Source organism: Zobellia nedashkovskayae (assembly GCF_015330125.1).
Lineage (GTDB): Bacteria > Bacteroidota > Bacteroidia > Flavobacteriales > Flavobacteriaceae > Zobellia > Zobellia nedashkovskayae.
In genome coordinates this window covers 738,557-762,055 of sequence record NZ_JADDXR010000002.1, presented here as the reverse complement: position 1 = coordinate 762,055, position 23,499 = coordinate 738,557, and the positions used below count along the sequence as shown (strand labels likewise).

General features: G+C 36.7%; 22 protein-coding genes and 1 tRNA gene. 16 read left to right on the top strand and 7 right to left on the bottom strand.

The window, feature by feature from the left end; genetic code table 11:
• The first annotated feature begins 214 nt into the window (after window positions 1-214).
• Window positions 215-1,852 carry an ABC-F family ATP-binding cassette domain-containing protein gene (locus IWB64_RS03250; protein ID WP_194532649.1) on the top strand — a complete coding sequence of 546 codons (1,638 nt, stop codon included), beginning with the start codon at window positions 215-217 and terminating at the stop codon, window positions 1,850-1,852.
• Window positions 1,853-2,067: 215 nt separating this feature from the next.
• Window positions 2,068-3,744: a response regulator gene (locus tag IWB64_RS03245; RefSeq protein ID WP_226975792.1), complete on the top strand. Its 1,677-nt coding sequence runs from the start codon at window positions 2,068-2,070 to the stop codon at window positions 3,742-3,744.
• Between the two features lie 111 nt (window positions 3,745-3,855).
• On the opposite strand, the gene IWB64_RS03240 is transcribed toward IWB64_RS03245, so the two are convergent.
• Entirely contained in the window at window positions 3,856-5,055 is a 1,200-nt protein-coding gene (locus IWB64_RS03240) for a fumarylacetoacetate hydrolase family protein (protein ID WP_194532648.1), read from the bottom strand.
• A gap of 344 nt (window positions 5,056-5,399) precedes the next feature.
• Here IWB64_RS03240 and IWB64_RS03235 point away from each other — a divergent pair, with 344 nt between their 5' ends.
• Window positions 5,400-6,251, top strand: coding sequence for a sugar phosphate isomerase/epimerase family protein (locus IWB64_RS03235; protein WP_194532647.1), 852 nt, complete (start codon window positions 5,400-5,402; stop codon window positions 6,249-6,251).
• 64 nt (window positions 6,252-6,315) lie between these two features.
• On the opposite strand, the gene IWB64_RS20485 is transcribed toward IWB64_RS03235, so the two are convergent.
• Both IWB64_RS20485 and IWB64_RS03230 read right to left on the bottom strand, forming a co-directional pair.
• Window positions 6,316-6,444 carry a hypothetical protein gene (locus tag IWB64_RS20485; RefSeq protein WP_262893333.1) on the bottom strand — a complete coding sequence of 43 codons (129 nt, stop codon included), beginning with the start codon at window positions 6,442-6,444 and terminating at the stop codon, window positions 6,316-6,318.
• Window positions 6,445-6,629: 185 nt separating this feature from the next.
• A complete protein-coding gene (locus IWB64_RS03230) occupies window positions 6,630-7,865 on the bottom strand; it encodes a 3-deoxy-D-manno-octulosonic acid transferase (protein WP_194532646.1) in 1,236 nt (411 codons plus the stop codon).
• Window positions 7,866-7,956: 91 nt separating this feature from the next.
• Between IWB64_RS03230 and IWB64_RS03225 the strand changes: the two genes are divergently transcribed.
• From IWB64_RS03225 to IWB64_RS03215, 3 genes are all read left to right on the top strand, one after another.
• The gene (locus IWB64_RS03225) at window positions 7,957-9,111 is read left to right on the top strand and encodes a DegT/DnrJ/EryC1/StrS family aminotransferase (RefSeq protein ID WP_194532645.1); all 1,155 of its coding nucleotides are present in this window, start codon (window positions 7,957-7,959) and stop codon (window positions 9,109-9,111) included.
• 99 nt (window positions 9,112-9,210) lie between these two features.
• Complete coding sequence (galE, locus tag IWB64_RS03220; protein WP_194532644.1) at window positions 9,211-10,227, top strand: UDP-glucose 4-epimerase GalE; 1,017 nt, start codon at window positions 9,211-9,213, stop codon at window positions 10,225-10,227.
• Between the two features lie 87 nt (window positions 10,228-10,314).
• Window positions 10,315-10,668, top strand: a complete 354-nt coding sequence (locus IWB64_RS03215; RefSeq protein WP_194532643.1) for a hypothetical protein — start codon at window positions 10,315-10,317, stop codon at window positions 10,666-10,668.
• Here IWB64_RS03215 and IWB64_RS03210 read toward each other — a convergent pair.
• Complete coding sequence (locus IWB64_RS03210; protein ID WP_194532642.1) at window positions 10,665-11,201, bottom strand: alpha-ketoglutarate decarboxylase; 537 nt, start codon at window positions 11,199-11,201, stop codon at window positions 10,665-10,667. The genes IWB64_RS03215 and IWB64_RS03210 overlap by 4 nt on opposite strands.
• 97 nt (window positions 11,202-11,298) lie before the next feature.
• Here IWB64_RS03210 and IWB64_RS03205 point away from each other — a divergent pair, with 97 nt between their 5' ends.
• Both IWB64_RS03205 and odhB read left to right on the top strand, forming a co-directional pair.
• Window positions 11,299-14,112: a 2-oxoglutarate dehydrogenase E1 component gene (locus IWB64_RS03205; protein ID WP_194532641.1), complete on the top strand. Its 2,814-nt coding sequence runs from the start codon at window positions 11,299-11,301 to the stop codon at window positions 14,110-14,112.
• A 47-nt stretch (window positions 14,113-14,159) separates the two neighbouring features.
• A complete protein-coding gene (gene odhB / locus IWB64_RS03200) occupies window positions 14,160-15,383 on the top strand; it encodes a 2-oxoglutarate dehydrogenase complex dihydrolipoyllysine-residue succinyltransferase (protein WP_194532640.1) in 1,224 nt (407 codons plus the stop codon).
• A 115-nt stretch (window positions 15,384-15,498) separates the two neighbouring features.
• On the opposite strand, the gene IWB64_RS03195 is transcribed toward odhB, so the two are convergent.
• On the bottom strand, window positions 15,499-15,939 hold the full coding sequence (locus IWB64_RS03195; protein ID WP_194532639.1) for a retropepsin-like aspartic protease family protein: 441 nt from the start codon (window positions 15,937-15,939) through the stop codon (window positions 15,499-15,501).
• A gap of 37 nt (window positions 15,940-15,976) precedes the next feature.
• Here IWB64_RS03195 and IWB64_RS03190 point away from each other — a divergent pair, with 37 nt between their 5' ends.
• The 8 genes from IWB64_RS03190 (at window position 15,977) to IWB64_RS03155 (ending at window position 21,392) form a co-directional block, all read left to right on the top strand.
• Entirely contained in the window at window positions 15,977-16,744 is a 768-nt protein-coding gene (locus tag IWB64_RS03190; protein ID WP_194532638.1) for a TatD family hydrolase, read from the top strand.
• A gap of 51 nt (window positions 16,745-16,795) precedes the next feature.
• Complete coding sequence (locus IWB64_RS03185) at window positions 16,796-17,830, top strand: asparaginase (RefSeq protein ID WP_194532637.1); 1,035 nt, start codon at window positions 16,796-16,798, stop codon at window positions 17,828-17,830.
• 108 nt (window positions 17,831-17,938) lie between these two features.
• Window positions 17,939-18,026: transfer RNA gene (locus IWB64_RS03180), tRNA-Ser, on the top strand.
• A gap of 244 nt (window positions 18,027-18,270) precedes the next feature.
• Window positions 18,271-19,017, top strand: coding sequence for a MotA/TolQ/ExbB proton channel family protein (locus IWB64_RS03175; RefSeq protein ID WP_194532636.1), 747 nt, complete (start codon window positions 18,271-18,273; stop codon window positions 19,015-19,017).
• A 24-nt stretch (window positions 19,018-19,041) separates the two neighbouring features.
• Window positions 19,042-19,482 carry a hypothetical protein gene (locus IWB64_RS03170; RefSeq protein ID WP_194532635.1) on the top strand — a complete coding sequence of 147 codons (441 nt, stop codon included), beginning with the start codon at window positions 19,042-19,044 and terminating at the stop codon, window positions 19,480-19,482.
• A gap of 15 nt (window positions 19,483-19,497) precedes the next feature.
• Window positions 19,498-20,124, top strand: coding sequence for an ExbD/TolR family protein (locus IWB64_RS03165; RefSeq protein ID WP_194532634.1), 627 nt, complete (start codon window positions 19,498-19,500; stop codon window positions 20,122-20,124).
• A 23-nt stretch (window positions 20,125-20,147) separates the two neighbouring features.
• A complete protein-coding gene (locus IWB64_RS03160; protein WP_155594835.1) occupies window positions 20,148-20,630 on the top strand; it encodes an ExbD/TolR family protein in 483 nt (160 codons plus the stop codon).
• A gap of 75 nt (window positions 20,631-20,705) precedes the next feature.
• Window positions 20,706-21,392: a porin family protein gene (locus IWB64_RS03155; protein WP_194532633.1), complete on the top strand. Its 687-nt coding sequence runs from the start codon at window positions 20,706-20,708 to the stop codon at window positions 21,390-21,392.
• Between the two features lie 23 nt (window positions 21,393-21,415).
• Here IWB64_RS03155 and IWB64_RS03150 read toward each other — a convergent pair whose 3' ends face one another.
• Both IWB64_RS03150 and rpoN read right to left on the bottom strand, forming a co-directional pair.
• The gene (locus IWB64_RS03150) at window positions 21,416-22,021 is read right to left on the bottom strand and encodes a phosphatase PAP2 family protein (RefSeq protein ID WP_194532632.1); all 606 of its coding nucleotides are present in this window, start codon (window positions 22,019-22,021) and stop codon (window positions 21,416-21,418) included.
• Window positions 22,021-23,484, bottom strand: a complete 1,464-nt coding sequence (gene rpoN / locus IWB64_RS03145) for an RNA polymerase factor sigma-54 (RefSeq protein WP_194532631.1) — start codon at window positions 23,482-23,484, stop codon at window positions 22,021-22,023. Before rpoN ends, IWB64_RS03150 begins: the two co-directional genes overlap by 1 nt.
• Between the last annotated feature and the right edge of the window lie 15 nt (window positions 23,485-23,499).

The following is a 23,499-nucleotide window of genomic DNA, read 5'->3' as shown; positions in this document are numbered from 1 at the left end:
TACAGTGTTCATTTTAAGAACGTGACCTTGATACAATTGTAACGGTAAGTTACGTAATCATTTCTTGGTTTATATCTTCACATATGGTGATATATAATAAATAAGAGAAGAAGTTTAATTAAATTGTATCGATAAAAATCAGCTTAAGTTTTTGCTACCGTTAGCTGAAAGCACCACTTCTTATTGCTAGTTTTGCACTTTTAAATTTAACAGTATGATTTCAGTAGATAATTTAGCAGTAGAATTTAGTGGTACTACCTTATTCAGTGATGTTTCATTTGTAATTAATCCTACCGATAAGATTGCCCTTATGGGTAAAAATGGAGCGGGGAAATCTACAATGATGAAAATTATTGCCGGTGAGCAAAAAGGTACACGTGGTAATGTACGAGTTCCTAAAGATGCCGTTATCGCATATCTGCCGCAACACTTGTTAACTGAAGATGATTGCACCGTTTTTGAGGAAGCTGCCAAAGCGTTTAAGCACGTATTTACCATGCGTGATGAAATGGAGCGACTCAACAAAGAATTAGAAACGAGAACCGATTATGAGAGCGACGCCTATATGTCTATCATAGAAAAGGTGTCTGATTTAGGGGAGAAATATTACGCTTTAGAAGATGTAAACTATGATTCTGAAGTAGAAAAGGCCTTAAAGGGCTTAGGTTTTAGGCAAGAAGATTTTGCAAGACAAACCAATGAATTTAGTGGTGGTTGGCGTATGCGAATAGAGTTGGCTAAAATTCTGTTGCAAAAGCCGGACCTTATTTTGTTGGATGAACCTACTAACCATATAGATATTGAATCGGTTATTTGGTTAGAAGATTTTTTGTTAAACAAAGCAGATGCGGTAATGGTAATTTCTCATGATAGAGCGTTTATTGATAATATCACCAATCGTACTATAGAGGTAACTATGGGTAGGATATATGATTACAAAGCCAACTATTCACATTATTTACAATTGCGAGAAGACCGTAGATCACATCAAATTAAAGCGTATCAAGAACAACAGAAATATATAGCCGATAATATGGCATTTATTGAACGATTTAAAGGCACGTATTCAAAAACAAATCAGGTTACATCGCGTGAACGGATGCTTGAAAAATTAAAAATCATTGAGATTGACGAAGTAGATACATCTGCCTTAAAATTAAGTTTCCCACCTTCACCACGTTCGGGAGATTACCCCGTAACAGTTGAGGGAGTTTCTAAATCTTATGATGATCATATTGTTTTTAAAGATGCTAATATGTCAATCGCCAGAGGAGAAAAAGTTTCTTTTGTTGGGCGTAACGGTGAAGGTAAATCAACAATGATCAAAGCTATCTTGGGTGAGATTGATGTAGAGGGAAATTGCCAATTAGGGCATAATGTGAAGGTCGGATACTTTGCGCAAAATCAAGCTTCATTATTGGATCCCGAGCTGACTATTTTTCAAACCGTAGATGAAGTTGCTTTGGGCGATATTCGTAACCAGATAAAGAATATTTTAGGCCGTTTCATGTTTAGCGGTGATGATATCGATAAAAAGGTAAGTATGCTCTCTGGTGGGGAAAAAACAAGATTGGCGATGGTTAAATTATTGTTGGACCCGGTAAATCTTTTGATATTAGATGAGCCCACCAATCACTTAGATTTAAAATCTAAAGATGTTTTAAAAGAAGCATTATCAACCTACGACGGAACGCTGATTTTAGTATCTCACGACCGTGACTTTTTACAAGGATTATCTGAAAAGGTATTTGAGTTCAAGAACCAAAGGGTGATTGAACATTTTGAAACTATTGATGCTTTCTTAGAGCGAAATAGAATTAAGAGCATTGCTGAGATTAATTTGATGAAATAATACGGCTGTTATCTTTTTCCTATGGATGGTAGTTACATAGTTAATTTGTAGTTGCGGAAGGCGATATACTTTTTCAGGGGTTTGTCTCTTGAACGTGTCCCATTTCTCTATGGGAAAAGGTTCAAAAAGGTGCCAATCAGCAGGAGTTAATTATAGGCTATTGTGTTTTCAAATACGGTTAGCTTATATTTACCTCACAATAACACATGTTAAATATGTCAGAATTTTCAAACAGAAGAGTACAACTTGTTTTTATGCTTTCATTGTTGACCACTGTTATTACAATAATTTGGTTTTTTCTAGCCAGAGTATTGGATATGGTGGAACTAAGCAATTATATCATAGCTACGGCACCTCTTTTTATACTTTCTGCAATAATCTCTAAAAAGGGAAACCTAACATTGGCTCGCTTTATTTACATGATTGCCTTTAATTTGAGTGTTACGGTAACTGCGTCATTTATTGGAAAGCCTGGTAGTGTAGAATTTATACTAATGTTTGCAATGGCTTTGCCTTTTGTGCTGTTTTCCTTTATAAGGGAAAAAATCTATATCCCATTATTTGCAGGTTTATCGATGGTGTTTTGGTTTCTTTTATACTACACAGATTTTAATCTCTTTACTAGTACCCACATGGACCCAGTGCTGGCAGGAAAGTATATTTATCCAATTTCCATTATTACTACAATTCTTCTAGTTACGTATCAGTTAACGTATTTCTCTTTTATAAATGCCGGATTTTACTCTAAAATACATAATCAGAGAGAAGAAGCCATTGAGGCATCAAATGCCAAGTCTAGGTTTTTAAGTATGATGAGCCATGAGATAAGAACACCGCTAAATGCAATTACGGGTTTATCACATATTTTAGGTGATACGAATCCACGAGAGGATCAAAAGCAGAATATAGAGGCGTTGAACTATTCAGGAAAAATACTGTTGAATTTGTTGAATAACGTTTTGGATTTCAGTAAAATGGAATCAACAATAATTGAACTTGATCCTATTCCTACTAATATTTTGGCTGCGGTGAAACAGATAAAAAAAATTCATGAATCTAGTTGTTTGCGTAAAGGAATTACTTTGGAACTAGAAATTGATGATGACCTTCCCACTGTTTGGTTAGATATTGTGCGTTTTAATCAGGTAATCAATAACCTGGTTTCTAATGCAATTAAGTTTACGGACAAAGGAAGTGTGACCTTGAAAATCGTAAAAGAAAAGGTAACTAATGATAAGGTACTTATACGTACAGAAATCATAGATACCGGAATTGGTATAACAGAAGAAGAACAAGGAAAAATATGGCAAGCATTTACGCAAGCCTCCAGCAGTACAAATCGCTTATACGGAGGAACAGGACTTGGTTTGCCTATTGTTAAAAGTATAGTAGAAGCCATGGGCTCCGAGGTACACATAGAAAGTAAAATGGGGGAGGGAAGCCGCTTTTATTTTAATTTAGAATTGAAGTTAGCCTCTAGTAAAGAGTTAGAGAAAACTACACAAAGAAAAGTATTTGATTTAAAGGGAAAAAAGGTATTGTTAGTCGAGGACAATCAAATTAATGTTATGGTCGGGAAACAGATATTAGAGAAGGCCAATTTAGTTGTAGACGTAGCTTATGATGGACTTGTTGCTGTAAATAAAGTACGTGAAAATGATTATCATATTCTTTTAATGGATATTCAGATGCCGGTTATGGATGGGTATATAGCTTCTAGGGAAATCAGGAAGTTTAACACTACTGTTCCTATCCTTGCGCTATCGGCCTCCGTATTTCAAGAGGTGAAAGAAAAAATGTTCGAAAGTGGTATGGACGGCTTTATTTTTAAACCTTTTGACCCGGACGATTTGCTTAACAAAATAGAAGAGAAAGTTGCGGATAGTGAGTAGTTATCAAGAATAGCGCTTAAGATGTACATTTTCTTGACAACTGTTAAAAACCCGATTATAGAAAATAAATTGCTTCCTATAATCGGGTTTTTCTAATTTCTTTATGTGATTCTAAGATTTCTTTGAATTTCTTTTCACGATATAGTTGGTAAAAGCACCAATGCCAAATTTCCACTTTGGTATTTTATCGCAAGTATTTGTCCAGTTTGTAAGTGTGCCCAAATGTGATGCCGAAATGGTTACCTGGTCACCCCTTTTATGAGTAAAGCCTAATCCTTCTTTGTCACGATCCTTTGTAGGTGCGAACATGGTGCCTAAAAAAAGTACAAATCCGTCTGGGTATTGATGGTTTTCACTAATTACCTGTGCCACTAAATTTTCTGGTGTACGGCTTATTTCCGTCATATTATTACTTCCAGATGTAGTGAAACTATCCTTTCCTTCCAAGAAAAGTTGCACATCACATTTTTTTACATCATCTAGAGTAAACTTCTCATCGAACAACCGAAACATAGGGCCAATGGCGCAAGAGCCATTCTGATCTTTCGCTTCGCCTAAGAGTAACGCGCTCCGCCCTTCATAATCACGAAGGTTTACATCGTTGCCTAAGGTGGCGCCCATTATTTTACCAGAAGATGATACGGCTAGCACAATTTCTGGTTCAGGATTATTCCATTTAGAACTTTTTAAAACTCCTATTTCAGCTCCAAACCCAACAGCGGACATAGGTTGGGCTTTTGTAAAAATTTCAGCATCTTTTCCAATACCTACTTCAAGATATTGGGACCATAGTCCTTTCTTTTGTAACTCTTTCTTCAATTTTTTGGTCTGGGGAGAACCCGGTACCACCTTGCTTAAATCCTTACCTAATGAAGCAGATATGGTTTTACGTATTTCCTTGGCTGCACTAGCATCTCCTTTGGCTTGTTCTTCAATGACCCTTTCCAGTAAACTTTTAACGAAAGTCACACCACATGCTTTAATCGCTTGAATGTCATTTGGCGAGATTAAGTAAGGGAGATTGGGATTTTGATTGAAATACAAAGAGTTTTTTAATACGTCCGTTAGGTTACCAAGTTTAGGTAAATCCTTTAGAGCTTTTAAGCTAGTAACCGGGTTCTTGCTGTTTAGTAATTCGCTAGTGGAATTGTAATATGCAGAAAGGTCGTAAATTTTTCCCTTTCTAGCCAAGACCACGTGAGGTCCGGCTACACCTTTATGTGCTTTTTTTGCAGGAACCATGCACCTGCCTATCCATGTGCCTTTTTCTGCTAGTTGCGGAATAAGGTGATTCAAGTCTATATATTTCATTTTGTACTGTTGTTGGTCAATCAAAATACGAATAATAAGCTAAATTGGATGTTTGGAAATTCATATAAAAACTAGGAGTTATGTTAAGGTATTGCCTGTCTAATTGCAGAAAGTTTAAAAGTGTTATATATTTATAGACCTGAATATGATTATTTCGCAATTATATAAAATTGAAAAAATGAGCTTTAAGATGTTTGTAAATAGATGGTTAAAGTGAATTTATTGGTTGTTATTGATAATAATCTCACGAGGTATTTACGGATGGGGAACAGAATTAAAAGGAGTTAAATAGCATATCATAATTTTAAGACCAAAACAGACTAAGAACCAAAAACAAAAAATACATGAAAGCGAACAGAAGAAATTTTTTAAAGCGCACATCTGCCGGAGTATTGGGTATTGGTGCTCTTTCCTTTCCTGTGGTGACAAAAGCTGCTACTGTGAAAGAAAATGGTAATACTTCAAAATCCGATTTAAAGCTAGGGGTTGCCTCATTTACTCTCCGGGAATTTACACGTGAAAAGGCTTTGGATATGACGCTTAGGTGCGGTTTAAAAAGGATTACCTTTAAGAGCATGCATTTGCCTCTAGATTCGGGTGCGCACACGATAAAAAGCGCTGTCGCAGAATGTAAAGAGAAAGGTGTAGATTTTTACGGCGCAGGCGTGATTTATATGAATAGCGAGGAAGAGGTGGACCAAGCCTTTGAATACGCCAAAATGGCGGAGCTTGATATGATTGTGGGTGTGCCTAGCCATAACCTTCTAGATTACGTAGAAAAGAAAGTAAAATCATATGATATAAAACTAGCCATTCATAACCATGGCCCGGGAGATAAAGTATACCCAAGTGCGGAAAGTGCTTATGTGAAAATTAAGGGTAGGGATAAACGCATGGGCCTCTGTGTAGATATAGGGCACACGCAACGTATAAAAAGAGACCCTTCGCAAGATGTAACCCAGTTCTTTGATAGGGTCTTTGATATTCATTTAAAAGATGTAACGGCTTCCGAGCATGATGGAGAGACCTGTATCATTGGTCGCGGTGTTATAGACTTTCCTGCTTTTCTAAAGACAGTTTCAAAGTTAAATTATAAAGGAACTCTGGCTTTGGAATATGAGGCAGAAGGAGATGACCCTTTGCCGGGCATGATGGAATCAATTGGTTACATTAAGGGAATAATTGCTACTTTGTGATAAATTAAAAGGCCCTCTATGAGGGCCTTTCTTATGCTTGGTCAATTTATTTTTCTTGAAGATTTTATAAAATTCCGATCATATCTAAAACTAAGGCTACTGGTACGGCCAGTAAAATTAGTACCAGGCAAGTAATCATGATTCTAAGAAATCCGTTAAGTAATTTTACACTAGGGTTTAGTTGTTGTTCCATTTTCATTAGGTTTCCTTAAATTTAATAAATTATTAAATACGAAGCCTAATTATTGCGAATTATTTGACTTAACTAGCTCATGTTTAGTACATTCATCAGTTGAACAGTTTAAAAAAACGATAAAAGGTATCTTGCCTTAAAAAGAAAAATACGGATTTATTAAAAATAAACTTTAAGGAAGATGATTAGATGAGCCCCTTAATGTGGTTTATTATTTCTTGGCTAGCACCTTTGTTTTTTGAAATGTAAGTAGCATTTATTTCTCCCGTCTTTTTTCTGAAGTCCGGACTATCTAGAAATTTTTTTAAGAGCTCACCAAAAGTCCATTGGTCTTTAATTGGGTAAATGCCTTTTTGTTTCACTAAATCCTCGGCTTCTTTAAAGCCGTCATAGTTTGGTCCTATAATAACCGGAATACCAAAAACGGCAGGCTCCAAGGTGTTATGCAACCCAGTAGAAAAACCACCGCCAACATAGGCAATATCCGCGTAACTGTAAATTCTAGTTAAAAGTCCTATATTGTCAATAATCAATACATCATAATCACGCAGGTTGTTGCTGTCAATTTTTGAGTAAAGCGTAGTTTTTTTGGTAAATGCTCCTGCAAGCCCTAATATTTTATCCTTTTTAATAGTATGTGGCGCTAGTACGTATTTTAAATTTTTTGGAGCGTGGTTTATATGGTCTATTAATATGGTTTCATCTTCAGGCCAAGTGCTTCCGGCAACAAAACAAAGTTTGTCATTTTTAAAAGCTTCCATGAAGTCCAAGGTGTTATCTCGGTCTAGGATTTCAGAAACACGGTCTAGACGGGTGTCTCCACTTACATGTGCATTTTTTATTCCAATGGATTCTAACAGTTTTTTTGAATTCTCATCTTGAACAAAATAGTTCGAGAATTTACGCAAGGTACTCCTCATGAATCCGCCGTAAGCTTTAAAATATACCTGGTTTTTATTAAAAAGAGCGGAAATTAAAATAGCTGGGACTTTATTCTTTTCTAGTGCCTTCATATAGTTGGGCCAAATTTCATATTTGACAAAAATGGCTATGTCCGGATGCACCGTTTTTACAAAATGGGCGGCATTTTTCTTAGTGTCCATAGGAAGGTAGGCCACTACATCTGCCGCTGAAGTATTTTTTTTTACTTCATATCCGGAAGGGGAGAAGAAGGTAAGTACAATTTTATGGGCTGGATATACGTTCTTAAGTTTTTCAATAATAGGAAGTCCCTGTTCGAACTCCCCTAATGATGCGGCATGAACCCAAAGAGTTTTGTCATCTTTGGAAATGGCATTATCAAGTAGGTAGAAGGAATGCTTTCGGCCGTTAACAAACAGCTTTAGTTTAGAATTAAAAAGAGCCAGAATTTTCAAGAAGAACCAAGAAATCTGAACAATCACATTATAGATGCTGTGCACTGATTCATATTTTGGGCTAAATTACGCTTCTTTACATAAAATTGTACTGCATGGTTTCGTATTTTTGTTTCGATTTATATAATTCATGACGATGAAAAAAATTCAAATGGTCGACTTAGGAGGCCAGTACGAAGGAATAAAAGAACAAGTGAATTCTGCTATAGCTACTATTATGGAAACTTCGGCTTTCATAAATGGCCCTGAAGTAAAATCTTTTCAAAGCGAACTAGAAGCCTATTTGAGTGTAAAACACGTTATACCATGTGCTAATGGTACAGATGCCTTACAGATTGCAATGATGGGGTTGGGTCTTGAGCCAGGTGATGAGGTAATCACGGCAGATTTTACATTTGCGGCAACAGTAGAGGTAATTGCACTTTTGCAATTAACACCTGTTCTTGTGGATGTAGAACCAGATACTTTTAATATAGATATTGCAGCCGTTGAAAAGGCTATAACACCCAAAACAAAAGCAATTGTTCCGGTACATTTATTTGGACAATGTGCCAATATGGACGCTATTATGCAATTGGCGGAACAGCACAATCTTTATGTTATTGAGGATAATGCTCAAGCTATTGGAGCGGATTATACATTTAATAATGGTAAGAAGCAAAAAGCAGGTACCATAGGTCATGTAGGTGCAACGTCTTTTTTTCCCTCAAAGAATCTAGGAGCTTATGGTGATGGTGGTGCGATTTTCACCAATGATGATGAGTTGGCACACACCTTAAGGGGTATTGTTAATCACGGTATGTATGAAAGATACCATCATGATGTGGTGGGAGTGAATTCTAGGTTAGATTCTATTCAGGCAGCGGTTTTACGTGCAAAATTGCCAAAATTAGACCAATATTGTAATAGAAGAAGGCAAGCTGCTAGAAGTTACAATAGTGCTTTTAGAGAACAGGCCAATATTATTACACCTAGGACTACGCAATGTGGAGAGGAAATTTGTGATACATGCACCTGTCATGTATTTCATCAATATACATTAAGAATTACCAACGGAAAAAGAGATGCCTTAGTAAAGCATTTAGCGGAAAAAGATATTCCATGTGGTGTATACTACCCTATTCCTTTGCATAAACAAAAAGCTTATGTTGATGAGCGATATAACGAAGCGGATTTTCCGGTAACGAACCAATTGGTGAAAGAAGTTATTTCATTGCCAATGCACACGGAGTTGGATGGTGAGCAAATAGATTTTATAACAAAAACGGTGGTGGACTTTGTAAATGGGTAATGGCAATTTGCCTTATCCATTACTTTTGAATCCAAAACTGACTATAAATAAAGCAAAGAAACCTACTCTTTTTTCGAGTGGGTTTTTAAAAAATAGACTATGAAAATATTAGTAACCGGCGGGCTCGGATTTATTGGATCACATACAGTTGTAGAACTTCAAAACGAAGGTTTTGAGGTAGTGATAATTGATGATTGTTCCAATTCATCTGAAAAGGTATTGGAGGGTATTTCTTCCATTTCTGGTAAAATGCCAATTTTTGAAAAGATTGATTTAAAGGAAAAAGCTAAAGTTGAAGATTTTTTTAAAAGACATCAAGACGTTCAAGGAGTGATTCATTTTGCAGCCTCAAAAGCCGTTGGCGAAAGTGTTCAGAAACCACTTTTGTATTATGAAAACAACATAGGTACATTGGTCTATCTTTTGAAAGAACTTTCTAAGAAAGACAACGCTAGTTTTATATTCAGTTCTTCTTGTACCGTTTATGGTCAGGCAGATGAAATGCCTATTAGTGAAAAGGCTCCGGTAAAACCAGCAGAATCTCCTTATGGGAATACCAAGCAAATGGGCGAAGAGATTATTCGTGACACATGTGCTGTAAATCCAAAATTGAAAGCTATTGCATTGCGTTATTTTAACCCAATGGGTGCCCATCCTAGTGGTAGTATAGGAGAATTGCCTATTGGTGTGCCACAGAACTTGGTGCCTTTCATAACCCAAACAGGTATGGGGTTAAGAGAGGAACTGTCTGTTTTTGGTGATGATTATCCTACGGAAGATGGTACATGTATTCGGGATTATATTTACGTGGTAGATTTGGCCAAGGCTCATGTAAAGGCATTGCAACGCTTGCTAGGAGGGAAGAACCAAGATAACTATGAGGTGTTTAACTTAGGTACAGGAAAAGGAAGTTCTGTCCTTGAGGTTATTCATAGTTTTGAAAGGGTTTCTGGTAAAAAACTGAATTATAAAATCGTAGATAGAAGAGCTGGAGATATTGTTTCTGCTTATGCAGATACTAAAAAAGCGAATGATGTTTTAGGTTGGAAATCTCAATATACTTTAGACGAAGCAATGAAGTCTGCTTGGGAGTGGGAGCAAAAAGTTAGGGCATAACCTTAATATATAGACTTTGCTGTTCATTATCTAGAATTATTTTTTTATCAGGCAAAACCAACATTGAATCAGAAACGTAGATAATTTATGGTTTTGAATTTTTCCGATAGTACAGAATTGCTTGCTAATGCAGAAAAAGCAGAGCTTTACAATAAGCTGGTAGCTCAACTGATAAAAGATTTTGGCCTGGCCAATATTTATATAGACCTGAGTTTAGAAATTCTTCCCGAAGAACTTAAGAGTGTTTTAAGGGAGAAGATATATCGCCTGATTATGGAGCGTTTTTCAGAATACCTGAATTTGCTCTATATAATAGATGTTCCGGAGAAAGCTTTTAAGGAGATTGCAGTAACCGATGTTGTAGAGGTAGCCGATCAGGTTACCTTTCTTATATTAAAAAGAGAGCTTCAAAAAGTTTATTTGAAAGCAAAATACTCCTAAAAATAAACTCTTACGAAAGGCATCCATGCATCAAGATATATACTTTTGCTATCATCATAAAGAACGTTGTAGCGAATACCAACAGTGAAATTTCGATCTGTATACCCTAATCCTAAGAATAGAGCGGGCGACCAATAATTATCTTCAATTGTAGATAAATCATTGAAACCAAGAGTTTGATTGATGCGTAATTGTTCTAATTCTGCAGAAATTTGTAAAAAATGTATGGGGTTGTAGAGCGAAATAATGCTTCCGCCATAGGCATAACGTTTACTGTCGTCATATTTGGCATAATTAAAAGTAAGACTTACACCACTTGAAAATTGCTCACTAAATTGATAGATAGCACTAGGTGACACTGAAGCATTAAAACCTCCATTGTTGAGTCCAAAGCCTAGTCCTCCGCCAAACCGTACCTTATTCCAAAAATCGGAGGGGGTAGAAGTGTTTTGTGCGGAACAATTTAATGCGAAAACGATAAGAAATAACACTAAAAAAGTGCTTTTGGAGAACTTATAAAGTTTTTTAATCATTATCTTTATTTTTTCAATATTGCGTACTAAGATACGTCCCACAAATGGGAATTATTGTATTTTTGTACCCATTTATTTGCATGACAGAGAATTTTCTATGGATAAATATTCTTTTCTAAATACCGCTCATACCTCTTTTTTTTCAGAGTTATACGACAAATATCTTATTAACCCCGATAGTGTAGAGCCTAGTTGGCGAGCCTTTTTTCAAGGTTATGATTTCGGAACCGAGACCGCTCTTGATGAGTTAGATGTTGAGGGTTTCGTAGCTCAAAACGGCACTCAAAATTCTATGGGTCAGCAGATGCCAGAGTCACTCCAAAAGGAGTTTCAGGTTATTCGGCTTATTGATGGTTACCGTAGCAGAGGTCATTTGTTTACAAAAACAAACCCAGTTCGCGAACGTAGAAAATACGAGCCATCATTGGATATTGAAAATTTTGGACTTTCACAAGGAGACCTAAGTACTGTTTTTAATGCAGGCGAAGTTGTTGGCATTGGGGTGTGTACTTTAAAAGAAATTATAGACCATTTGCAACACGCTTATTGCGATGCTATTGGTGTTGAATATATGTACATCCGTAAACCGGAACGCATACAATGGATTCAGGATTGGTTAAACGTTAATGCTAACCACCCTAAATTTGACGCTGAACATAAAAGGCGTATTCTTAGAAAGTTAAATCAAGCGGTTTCGTTTGAAGGCTTTTTGCATACTAAATATGTGGGTCAGAAAAGATTTTCATTAGAAGGAAACGAATCACTAATACCTGCGTTAGATGCTGTTGTAGAGCGTGCTGCCGAGCTAGGCGTGGAGCAGTTTGTCATGGGTATGGCACATAGAGGGAGACTTAATGTGCTTACTAATATTTTTGGAAAAGCGGCAAAGGATATCTTTAGCGAGTTTGACGGGAAGGATTATGAACAAGAGATTTTTGATGGTGATGTAAAATATCATTTAGGTTGGACGTCTGATCGTAAAACCGATAATGGTAAAAAAATAAAAATGAATATTGCTCCTAACCCTTCTCACTTAGAAACGGTTGGTGCGGTAGTAGAAGGTATAGCTCGTGCTAAGCAGGACGCCCATTTTCCTGATGATTTTTCAAAAGTACTACCTATAGTTGTACATGGTGATGCGGCTATTGCTGGTCAAGGTCTTATATATGAATTGGTTCAAATGGCTAATCTTGATGGCTATAAAACAAATGGAACTATACATATAGTGGTAAATAACCAAATTGGTTTTACTACAAATTATTTAGATGCTCGTACATCTACTTATTGTACAGATGTTGGGAAAGTAACTTTGAGTCCGGTATTACACGTAAATTCTGATGATGCAGAAGCTGTAGTACATGCGTCGCTTTTTGCCTTGGAGTATCGTATGCGTTTCAATAGAGATGTATTTATCGATTTATTGGGGTATAGAAAATATGGTCATAACGAAGGTGATGAGCCTCGCTTTACGCAACCAAAATTGTATAAGGCCATAGCTAAACATCAAAATCCGCGTGATATTTATGCGGAGAAATTGTTGGCAGAAGGAGTTATTGAAAAAGACTATGTAAAAGGGTTAGAAGAAGAGTACAAGGCTTCTTTGGAAGAAGAATTGGTAGATTCTCGTAAAGAAGATAAAACGGAGATAACTCCTTTTATGGCGGATGAATGGAAAGGCTTTGCCAACGTTCGTGAGTGGGAAATGATGGAGAAAGTAGATACCACTTTCGATAAAAAAGAACTTACCAAAATTGCCAAGGTCATTACGGAGCTTCCAAAAGATAAAAAGTTCTTGCGTAAGGTTGATAAGCTGATAAGAGATCGCAAGAAAATGTTCTTCGAGTCTGATAAGTTAGACTGGGCTATGGGTGAATTGTTGGCCTATGGTACATTATTGCAAGAAGGTTATGCGGTTCGTATGTCAGGTCAAGATGTGGAGCGTGGTACGTTTTCTCACAGACATGCCGTAATGAAGGTTGAAGAAAGTGAAGAAGAAGTAATCTTGTTAAATCATATTAGTGATAAGCAAGCTAAATTTCAGATATATAACTCATTATTGTCTGAGTATGGTGTAGTAGGTTTTGATTATGGTTATGCCATGGCCAGTCCTAATACATTAACGATTTGGGAAGCACAGTTTGGTGATTTTAGTAATGGTGCCCAAATTATGATTGATCAGTATATTTCGGCTGCTGAGGATAAATGGAAATTACAAAACGGTTTGGTGATGTTACTTCCACATGGTTATGAAGGACAAGGAGCAGAACATTCTTCTGCTCGTATGGAGAGATACTTACAGCTTTGTGCAAGAGACAATATGTATATTGCCGATGTTTCTACGCCAGCGCAGATGTTCCATATTCTTAGAAGGCAAATGAAAGTAAATTTTAGAAAGCCACTAATTATTTTCACGCCAAAAAGTTTATTAAGACATCCAAAAGCGATGTCTACGGTAGATGAATTAGCGTCGGGAGGTTTTCAAGAAGTTATTGATGATACTTCTGTTACGGTAAGCAAAGTAAAATCTGTTGTATTCTGTACAGGTAAATTTTATTATGATTTGCTAGCGGTAAAAGAAGAACAGAAAAGAGATGATGTGGCCTTGGTTCGTGTAGAGCAATTGTTCCCGGTTCCTTCTGAAAAGATGAAAGCAGTTATTGCAAAATATAAAAAGGCCGACGATTTGGTCTGGGCTCAAGAAGAACCAAGAAATATGGGTGCTTGGAGTCATATGATGATGCATTTTAGTGATGCGAATAAATTTAGAGTAGTTTCAAGAAGGTTCTATGCTTCTCCAGCTGCCGGTAGTTCTGTTCGTTCAAAAAATAGACATCAACAAGTAATCGATTATGTATTCGATAAGAGTAAGGATAATATGTCAAAACCAATGCCTAAACCAAGTAAAGGTTAAGGATTGGTTGTTCAAATAGTTAAGATAACACAGCAAATAAGTATAGCATGATATTAGAAATGAAAGTCCCATCTCCGGGCGAATCTATCACCGAAGTAGAAATTGCGGATTGGTTGGTTGAGGATGGTGATTACGTTGAAAAAGACCAGGCCATTGCCGAGGTAGATTCAGATAAGGCTACATTAGAACTTCCTGCTGAGGAAAGCGGAATAATTACATTGAAAGCTGAGGTAGGTGATGCTGTTGCCGTTGGTGCCGTAGTTTGTTTGATTGATACTGACGCAGCTAAACCGGCTGGTGACAGTGCTGAAAAAGATGTGGCGGAACAGAAGAAAAGTGAGCCTAAGAAAGAAGAGGCTAAAGCACCACAACCTGTTCAGGCTAAAGAAACTTACGCTTCTGGTGTAGCTTCTCCTGCTGCTAAAAAAATATTAAGTGAAAAAGGCATCGATTCTTCTGCTGTAAAAGGAAGTGGAAAAGATGGTAGAATCACTAAAAACGATGCTGTAACTGCTGTTCCTTCAATGGGTACACCTACAGGAGGAAATAGAGGGGAGTCCCGTTCAAAACTATCTATGTTGCGTAGAAAAGTTGCAGAGCGTTTGGTATCCGCTAAGAATGAAACTGCTATGCTTACGACTTTTAACGAAGTTGATATGTCGGCTATTTTTGAACTTAGAAATAAGTATAAAGAAGATTTTAAAGCTAAGCACGGTGTTGGTTTAGGTTTCATGTCTTTTTTTACTAGAGCTGTAGTGCGTGCATTAGAAATGTATCCATCAGTGAATTCTATGATAGATGGTAAGGAAATGATTTCTTATGATTTCTGTGATATCAGTATTGCCGTTTCTGGACCAAAAGGATTAATGGTACCTGTTATTAGAAATGCAGAAAACTTAACTTTCAGAGGTGTTGAAGCAGAGGTGAAGAGATTAGCTATTCGTGCTCGTGAAGGTGAGATTACTGTTGATGAAATGACCGGAGGTACATTTACGATCACCAATGGAGGTGTTTTTGGGTCTATGTTATCCACACCAATTATCAACCCACCTCAAAGTGCTATTTTAGGCATGCACAATATAGTAGAAAGACCCATCGCTAGAGATGGAGCTATCGCTATTGCGCCTATTATGTATGTGGCCGTGTCTTATGATCACCGTATTATTGATGGTAAGGAATCAGTAGGGTTCTTGGTAGCTATAAAAGAAGCATTAGAAAATCCAGAAGAATTATTGATGGATGGTAATGTAAAAAGAGCTTTAGAGATGTAGAATTACAACTCTTTAAAATACGGCCCCAAAGATTTTTAGCGTAGTTGCACTAAAATCTTTGGGGCTTTTTTATGGGGTATATTAATAGGATACGACCTTTGGAGTTCTGCAGGAACTACATTTTAAGGTAAACGCAATACTTGTCATAGTCAATAACTGCTTTTGCTTTTTTTAATACATCGGCGCCTATGATGCCGTCAACTGGCAAAGTATTATGAGCGGTAAGGGCTTGATTTACGTGAACAAGGTCAAAAAGTACGATTTTCAATTTTTTCTTCTTCCAATTGCCAATTTTAATCTTGTTTTTCGTGGATATTAAAGTTTCCATGTCAGTGGCTCCCGCTCCAGCAGCTTTTATTTCTGAAACTTCTGAAGCCAGTCCAAATTGCTCTATTTTATCAATTCCGATACAGGTGTTAGATGCTCCGGTATCTAAAATAAATCGTCCGGGAACACCATTTATTTTGGCTGATATTTCAAAATGATCTGTTTGAGTAAGTTTTAGGGGGATTTGGGTATATTTTTTTTTCCAAAGAAATTTTTTCAGAGAAGACATGTATTCTTTTTATCAAAGATAAGGCTATTTTTGCAGCATGATATTAACAGATACCCATACCCATTTATACAGTGAAGCCTTTGATGAAGATAGGGCAGCGGCCATTGAGAGGGCAATAGCTCTTGGTGTTAAGCGGTTTTTCATTCCAGCTATAGATTCAACTTATACGGAATCTATGTTTGATTTAGAGAAGTCTTTTCGGGACAATATTTTTTTAATGATGGGCTTGCATCCTACGCATGTAAAAGAAAATTATAAAGAGGAATTGAGGCATGTAAAAGAGATGCTTGAGCAGCGAAAATTTTATGCTGTAGGTGAAATTGGCATTGATCTATATTGGGACAAAACTTTTTTGAAAGAGCAGCAGGAAGCCTTTCGTGCGCAGATACAGTTGGCTAAAAAGTACAAATTACCTATAGTTATTCATTGTCGTGATGCTTTTGATGAAGTATTTGAGGTTTTGGAAAGTGAAAAGGGAGCCGATTTGTTCGGTATTTTTCATTGTTTCACTGGTGATGTTGAACAAGCAAAAAAAGCGATATCTTATAACATGAAACTTGGTATTGGGGGTGTTGTTACATTTAAGAATGGAAAAATAGATAAATTCTTAGCGGAAATTCCAATAGAAAATATTGTTCTTGAGACGGATTCACCTTATTTAGCACCAGTTCCTTACCGTGGAAAACGAAATGAAAGTGCATATCTTGTAAATGTTGCAGAGAAACTTGCAGATATTTATGATATTTCTGCTGAGGCTGTAGCGGATTACACTACGATGAATTCAAAGAAAGTATTTGGAATTTAAAAACGCTCAGTTGCACTCAATTATTTTAGTAAAAAATTAAACATTCTAGGTTTGACAGATAAAAGTAGCATCCTTTTAATATATACCGGCGGTACTATAGGTATGGTCAAAGATTATGAATCTGGCGCGTTAAAGGCTTTTAATTTTGATAAACTGCTTAAAAATATACCGGAGCTTAAGCTGTTGGATTGTCATATTAATTCGGTTTCTTTTGATGTGCCAATAGATTCGTCTAATATGAATCCTGCGCATTGGGCTGAAATAGCAACTATTATTGAAGAAAATTATGATACTCATGATGGTTTTGTTGTATTACATGGCAGTGATACAATGAGTTATACGGCATCTGCTTTAAGTTTTATGCTAGAAAATTTAGGGAAACCCGTTATTTTTACCGGTTCTCAATTGCCTATTGGGGATTTGCGAACAGATGCAAAGGAAAATCTTATTACCTCAATTCAGATTGCTGCTTTGCAGCATAATAAAAAACCTGTGGTGCAAGAGGTAGGCCTCTATTTTGAGTATAAATTGTATCGTGCCAATCGTACTACAAAAATTAATGCGGAGCACTTTCAGGCATTTGCCTCACTTAATTATCCTGAATTAATAGAGTCTGGGGTATACTTAAAGGTTAGTGAAGAATATTTGTTACCTTATGTGAAGCGTAAAAAGTTCAAAGCACATAAACATATGGATACCAATGTGGCTATCCTGAAGTTGTTTCCCGGTATTGGTCCGGCTGTTTTGCAAGGTGTAGTCAGTATTCCGGGTTTAAAAGGACTTATTTTGGAAACATATGGTGCAGGAAATGCTCCAAATGAGCCTTGGATGATCAATATTCTCAGAAAGGCAAAAGAAAATAACATTCATATTATTAATGTTACGCAATGTTCAGGAGGCAGCGTTTCTATGGGTCGCTATGAAACCAGTAAGCAGTTAGAAGAATTGCAAGTAATTAATGGTAAAGACATTACGACTGAGGCTGCTGTTGCTAAGTTAATGTATCTTCTGGGTAATAATGTTTCGGTCAAATTGTTTAAAAGTATATTTGAGACTTCACTACGTGGTGAAATTCAAGAAAATTAGCAGTTTTAATTTCATCAACTAACATTTTTTTTGTTATTTGGCCACCCCGTAAAAAAGGTGATCTTGTTTAGTTAGTTTATTGTTTAAACTAAAGGATAAGTGAAATTTAGAGAGGTGGCCGAGTGGTCGAAGGCGCACGCCTGGAAAGTGTGTATACACCAAAAGTGTATCGAGGGTTCGAATCCCTTCCTCTCTGCAGAACAAAAAGATTTTTCAGTATTAATTAGTTTAGACTGGAAATATTTGTAAGTTTAGTTTTTATATGCAAAATAGAAGTCTGTGCTTGATTATGTCAGGCAGAGGCACTGGTGTAACAGCCCGTTTCGATGTCATGACCCCTATTTGGGCCCCACTTCTCCGATGCAACGAAGTTTTACTTTTTTTATTGTGATTTTTTTTTATCTTTAACCCTATTAAATAACTAATTTAAGTTTGAACAAATGAAAAAATTATCCTCTATCCTAGCCGTGGGCGGGTTGTTTGTAATGAGTACAAATACTGTTAACGCAATGGCAACTACAGCAACAATGATGCAAGATGCACCTGCTGAAGCCGAAGTAGGTTTTACACAGATGTTGAAAGAAATGTTTATACAAGGTGGTGCCGGCTTTATGGGTATTGTTCTTTTGTGTTTGATTCTTGGTTTGGCAGTTGCAATTGAAAGAATTATTTATTTAAACATGGCAACCACTAATACTGGTAAGCTAAAACAACAAGTAGAAGATGCATTGGCCTCGGGTGGTGTTGAAGCTGCTAAAGAAGTTTGTAGAAATACAAAAGGTCCTGTTGCTTCTATATACTATCAAGGTTTGGATAGAGCAGGAGAAAGTATCGAATCTGCTGAGAAAGCTGTTGTAGCTTATGGTGGTGTTCAAATGGGTCAATTAGAGAAGAACGTTTCTTGGTTAGGCTTATTTATTGCTGTTGCGCCTATGCTTGGTTTCATGGGTACGGTAATTGGTATGATTCAGGCCTTCCAAAAGATTAGTGCTGTTGGTAACCTTAGTGCATCTCTTATTGCAGGTGATATCCAGGTTGCATTATTAACAACTGTATTTGGTCTTATTACTGCTATTATCCTTCAAATCTTTTATAATTACATCATTGCTAAAATTGATAGCATTGTTAATGATATGGAAGACTCTTCTATCGTTTTGATAGATATGTTGGTGGATCACAAAAAATAAGTCGCACACATAATACCTTAAATTATGCACAAAATTGTAAAGATTATTTTGGTTGTTGTGGGCTTAATAGGCGCTGCCTTGTGGTTCATGCTTCCAGAGGCTGAAATGCCGGCTGCTGAGGCAGCCAATAATGGGGCTCTTAATGCAATGTTCGCTATTACATGGTTGCTTTTAGGCGTAGCTGTAGTTTTTAGTGTGGCGTTTGCCCTCAAGAACCTTTTGTCAAATCCTGCGAATTTAAAGAAAAGTCTTTTTATACTAGTTGGTTTTCTTTTAGTTGTCGGAATTGGTTTTGTTATGGCTAGCGGTACAGATGTTAGTATCGAAGAAATGGCAAAAAGAGGCATAGAAACCGATGAATCTGAAATTAAGAAAATCGGTGCTGGTCTAAATGTATTTTTCATATTGACTCTTGTAGCTGTAGGAGCTATGCTTGCGGGTGGTGTGAAAAAAATGATTAAATAAATAAAGAACTAAATTATGTCTAGAAGAGGAGGACCAGCAGAGGTAAACGCCGGATCAATGGCAGACATAGCATTCTTGCTACTTATATTTTTCTTGGTCACAACGACCATTGAGACTGATGCAGGTTTAGATCGTATGTTGCCACCTATTGAGCCGCCTACGGAAGAACCGCCAGTTATTAAGCAGAAGAATATATTTACGGTTAATATTAACCGTAATGGTCAGTTGTTAGTTGAAGACGAGCTTATCGATATCAAAAAGTTACGAGAGAAGGCTATGGCTTTCTTGGATAACGGAGGAGCCCCATCAGGTTCTGCAGATTACTGTAGCTACTGTAAAGGTAAAAGACTGTCCGAGTCATCTGACAATCCAGCAAAGGCTATTATATCTTTGAAGAACGATCGTGAAACAAAGTATAGTACTTATATTACAGTTCAGAATGAATTGGTAGGTGCTTACAACGACCTTAGAAATCGTGAAGCACAGCGTTTGTATAAGAGAAACTTTACTGATATGGAAGCAGAATATCTTAATCCTGAGACCGAACCTAGTAGAAAAGAGGATCTCAAAGAAAAGGTTAAGCGGATTCAAGAGTTGTTTCCACAGAAGTTGTCAGAAGCTGAGACAGGTACAAGTAATTAATAAGAGCTAAAACAGAATATAATATGTCAAAGTTTGCAAAGAAAAAGGATGCCGGTTTACCAGCTGTGAACACTGCATCGTTACCTGATATTGTATTTATGCTTTTATTCTTCTTTATGACCGTAACGGTTATGAAAGATAGCTCTTTGAAAGTAGAGAATACTTTGCCAAATGCTAGTGAGACCAAGAAATTGGAAAAGAAGGATAGGGTTATATACATTTATGTTGGGCAACCAACTTCACAGTATAAAGCTCAATTTGGAGAAGAAGCTAGAATTCAATTGAATGACAAATTTTCATCTCCTAACGAAGTTGGTGATTACATTTTATCTGAAAGAGCAAAGAAGCCGCAGGAAATTCAAAACGTTTTGACTACAGCTTTAAAAGTAGATAGGAATGCGAATATGGGATTGATATCCGATATTAAGTTGCAGTTAAGAGAAGTAAATGCACTTAAAGTCAATTATACGACTTATGATGGTGATGCTTTCAATAACTTGCAGTAGTAGTTCTTAAACTTGTAAGTACAAGCGCCTCGGAATTTTTTCCGAGGCGCTTTTTATTTGCTTAATTTTGACTTTATGATGCGTTATTTATGTGGATTACTTTTTTTGTGCTGTACAGGTGCAGTTGCTCAGTCTGGTATTGATTCAACGAATGTTGACTCCAAGTACTTAGAGGATCAGTTCTATATTGGAATCACTTATAACTTTCTTCTAAATCAACCCGAGGGTGTAAGCCAACGTAATCTTTCCTATGGTCTACAGGCAGGTTTTATAAAAGATATTCCATTAAATCAAAGCCGGACTACCGCTATGGGTATTGGTGTAGGTTACGGTGTATATTCTTATTACTCCAATCTTATGGCAGAGGAGACATCCTCCGGTAATTTATATAGTATTCTTGAAGATGATGATTTCAATAGGAATAAGGTAGAAACACATATGCTAGAGGTTCCTTTTGAATTGCGTTGGAGAAACTCTACGGCATCTGAGTATAAATTTTGGAGATTATACGCCGGAATGAAATTGGGTTACGTATTTGGAGGGCGATCAAAGCTGGTGCCTACTGATTCAGGAAAAGTATCATTTTATAATGAAGACATTAGAAGTTTTCAATATGGATTGACCTTAAATTTTGGGTATAATACTTTTAATCTTCATGCGTATTATTCGTTAACTAGCCTTTTTAATGATAATGTTGTGGTCGGGTCGGAAAGCCTGAATGCGAAAGCCCTTAGAATTGGACTCATTTTTTATATTTTGTAGTTTAATCTTGGCAAAAGAACTATCTACAACCAGAAACGGACGGTAAGTAATTGGGAGAGAAGACCAATGAAGAGGCCAAGGACAACTTCAATTGGTGTATGTGATTTCAAGTACAATCTGGAAGTGGCTACAAGTCCCGTTAGTAAAGTAAAAATACTTAAACCTAGAGTTATGTTCACTTCAAAGTGAATACTCATTGCTACTAAAAACATGAGAAGACTTCCCATGCCCATAACGTGAATGCTCACTTTGAACTTCAAGATTAACAGTAATAATGTTGTTAATGCCGATATGATCAGGCCAATAAAGTAGAAATGTAGCTCAACAGTATTTGAATTTGGTATAACTTTATAGATAACAAATAGGAGTAATATAATATGAATATATAACGGGTATCTGCGTTCCTTTACCGTGGACATAAAAATACTTTGCGCCATGCCTAAATTTCTTAGTATAAAATAAGCAATTATTGGAATGATTACGGTAAGGATGAAAGTAGGTAAAATAGTGGTGCCTTGAATGGCTAAAGGACTATATTTTGGTGTAATTAGAAAGTAGGCTAGAGTGCCTGCTATCGGGATGAACAAAGGGTGGAAAATATAGGATATAACCTTTAGAAAAACCTTCATTAAATTTGTTTGCGCAATCTTGCAACGGGAATGTCTAGTTGTTCTCTGTATTTTGCGACAGTTCTTCGTGCTATGGGATATCCTTTTTCTTTAAGTATAGCTGCTAATTTATCGTCTGTAAGTGGCTTTTTCTTGGACTCTTCGCCAATCACTGTTTCAAGAATCTTCTTGATTTCTTTTGTTGAGACATCCTCACCTTGGTCGTTTTTCATCGATTCTGAGAAGAATTCCTTGATTAATTTGGTACCGTAAGGAGTGTCAACATATTTGCTATTGGCAACTCGCGATACCGTTGAAACATCCATCTGAATCTCGTCTGCAATGTCTTTTAGGATCATTGGGCGAAGATTGCGTTCGTCACCGGTAAGAAAGTACTCGGATTGGTAATGCATAATGGAGTTCATTGTAATGAACAAGGTCTGTTGCCGCTGTCTAATAGCGTCTATAAACCATTTTGCAGCATCTAGTTTCTGCTTAATAAAAAGTACGGTATCTTTCTGTGATTTTGATTTTTTCTTAGCGTCCTTATACCCTTTTAGCATGTTGTTGTATTCTCTAGATACATGCAATTCTGGAGCATTTCTTCCATTTAAGGTAAGTTCTAATTCTCCATCTACAATGCGAATGGAAAAATCAGGAACTACATGCTCTACTACACGGTTGTTTCCAGAATAAGAGCCACCTGGTTTTGGGTTTAATTTTTCAATTTCAGAGATAGCATCTCTTAACTGTTCTTCTGAAATATTGTATTTCTGAATAAGTTTCTTGTAATGCTTTTTTGTAAACTGTTCAAAAGATTTTTCAAGAATAGTAATGGCTAGTTCAATATTGGGAGTTGCCTCTTTCCGTTTTAGTTGAATTATAAGGCATTCTTCAAGTGAGCGTGCAGCAACACCGGGAGGATCTAACTTTTGAACTAATTTTAAAACCTTTTCTATGGTTTTTTCTTCGGTGTAGATATTTTGGGTAAAAGCAAGGTCATCAGTAATATCTGCAATAGGCCTTCGGATATAGCCGCTTTCGTCTACACTACCCACTAGAAACTCTGCAATGCTCCATTCTTCATCATTTAGATAAACCGTGTTAAGTTGGTTTAATAAATATTGATTGAATGAAGTTCCTGCAGCATATGGTACATTCTTTTCCTCATCGTCTGCACTGTAGTTATTGGTTTTGGTGCGGTAATCCGGAATTTCATCGTCACTTAGGTAGTCATCAATGTTAATATCATCAGTAGCGATAATCTCACTGTCAGATTCGTTGCTATCATCATAAGAGTCCTCAAACTCATCATCAATTGAGTCTGACTCCTCTTTCCCGCCTTCCAATGCTGGGTTCTCTTCCAGTTCTTGCTTAAGTCGTTGCTCAAATGCCTGTGTGGGCAATTGAATCAACTTCATAAGCTGTATCTGCTGTGGAGATAGCTTCTGTGATAATTTAAACTGTAAGTGTTGTTTTAGCATTGAGATCTAATATAG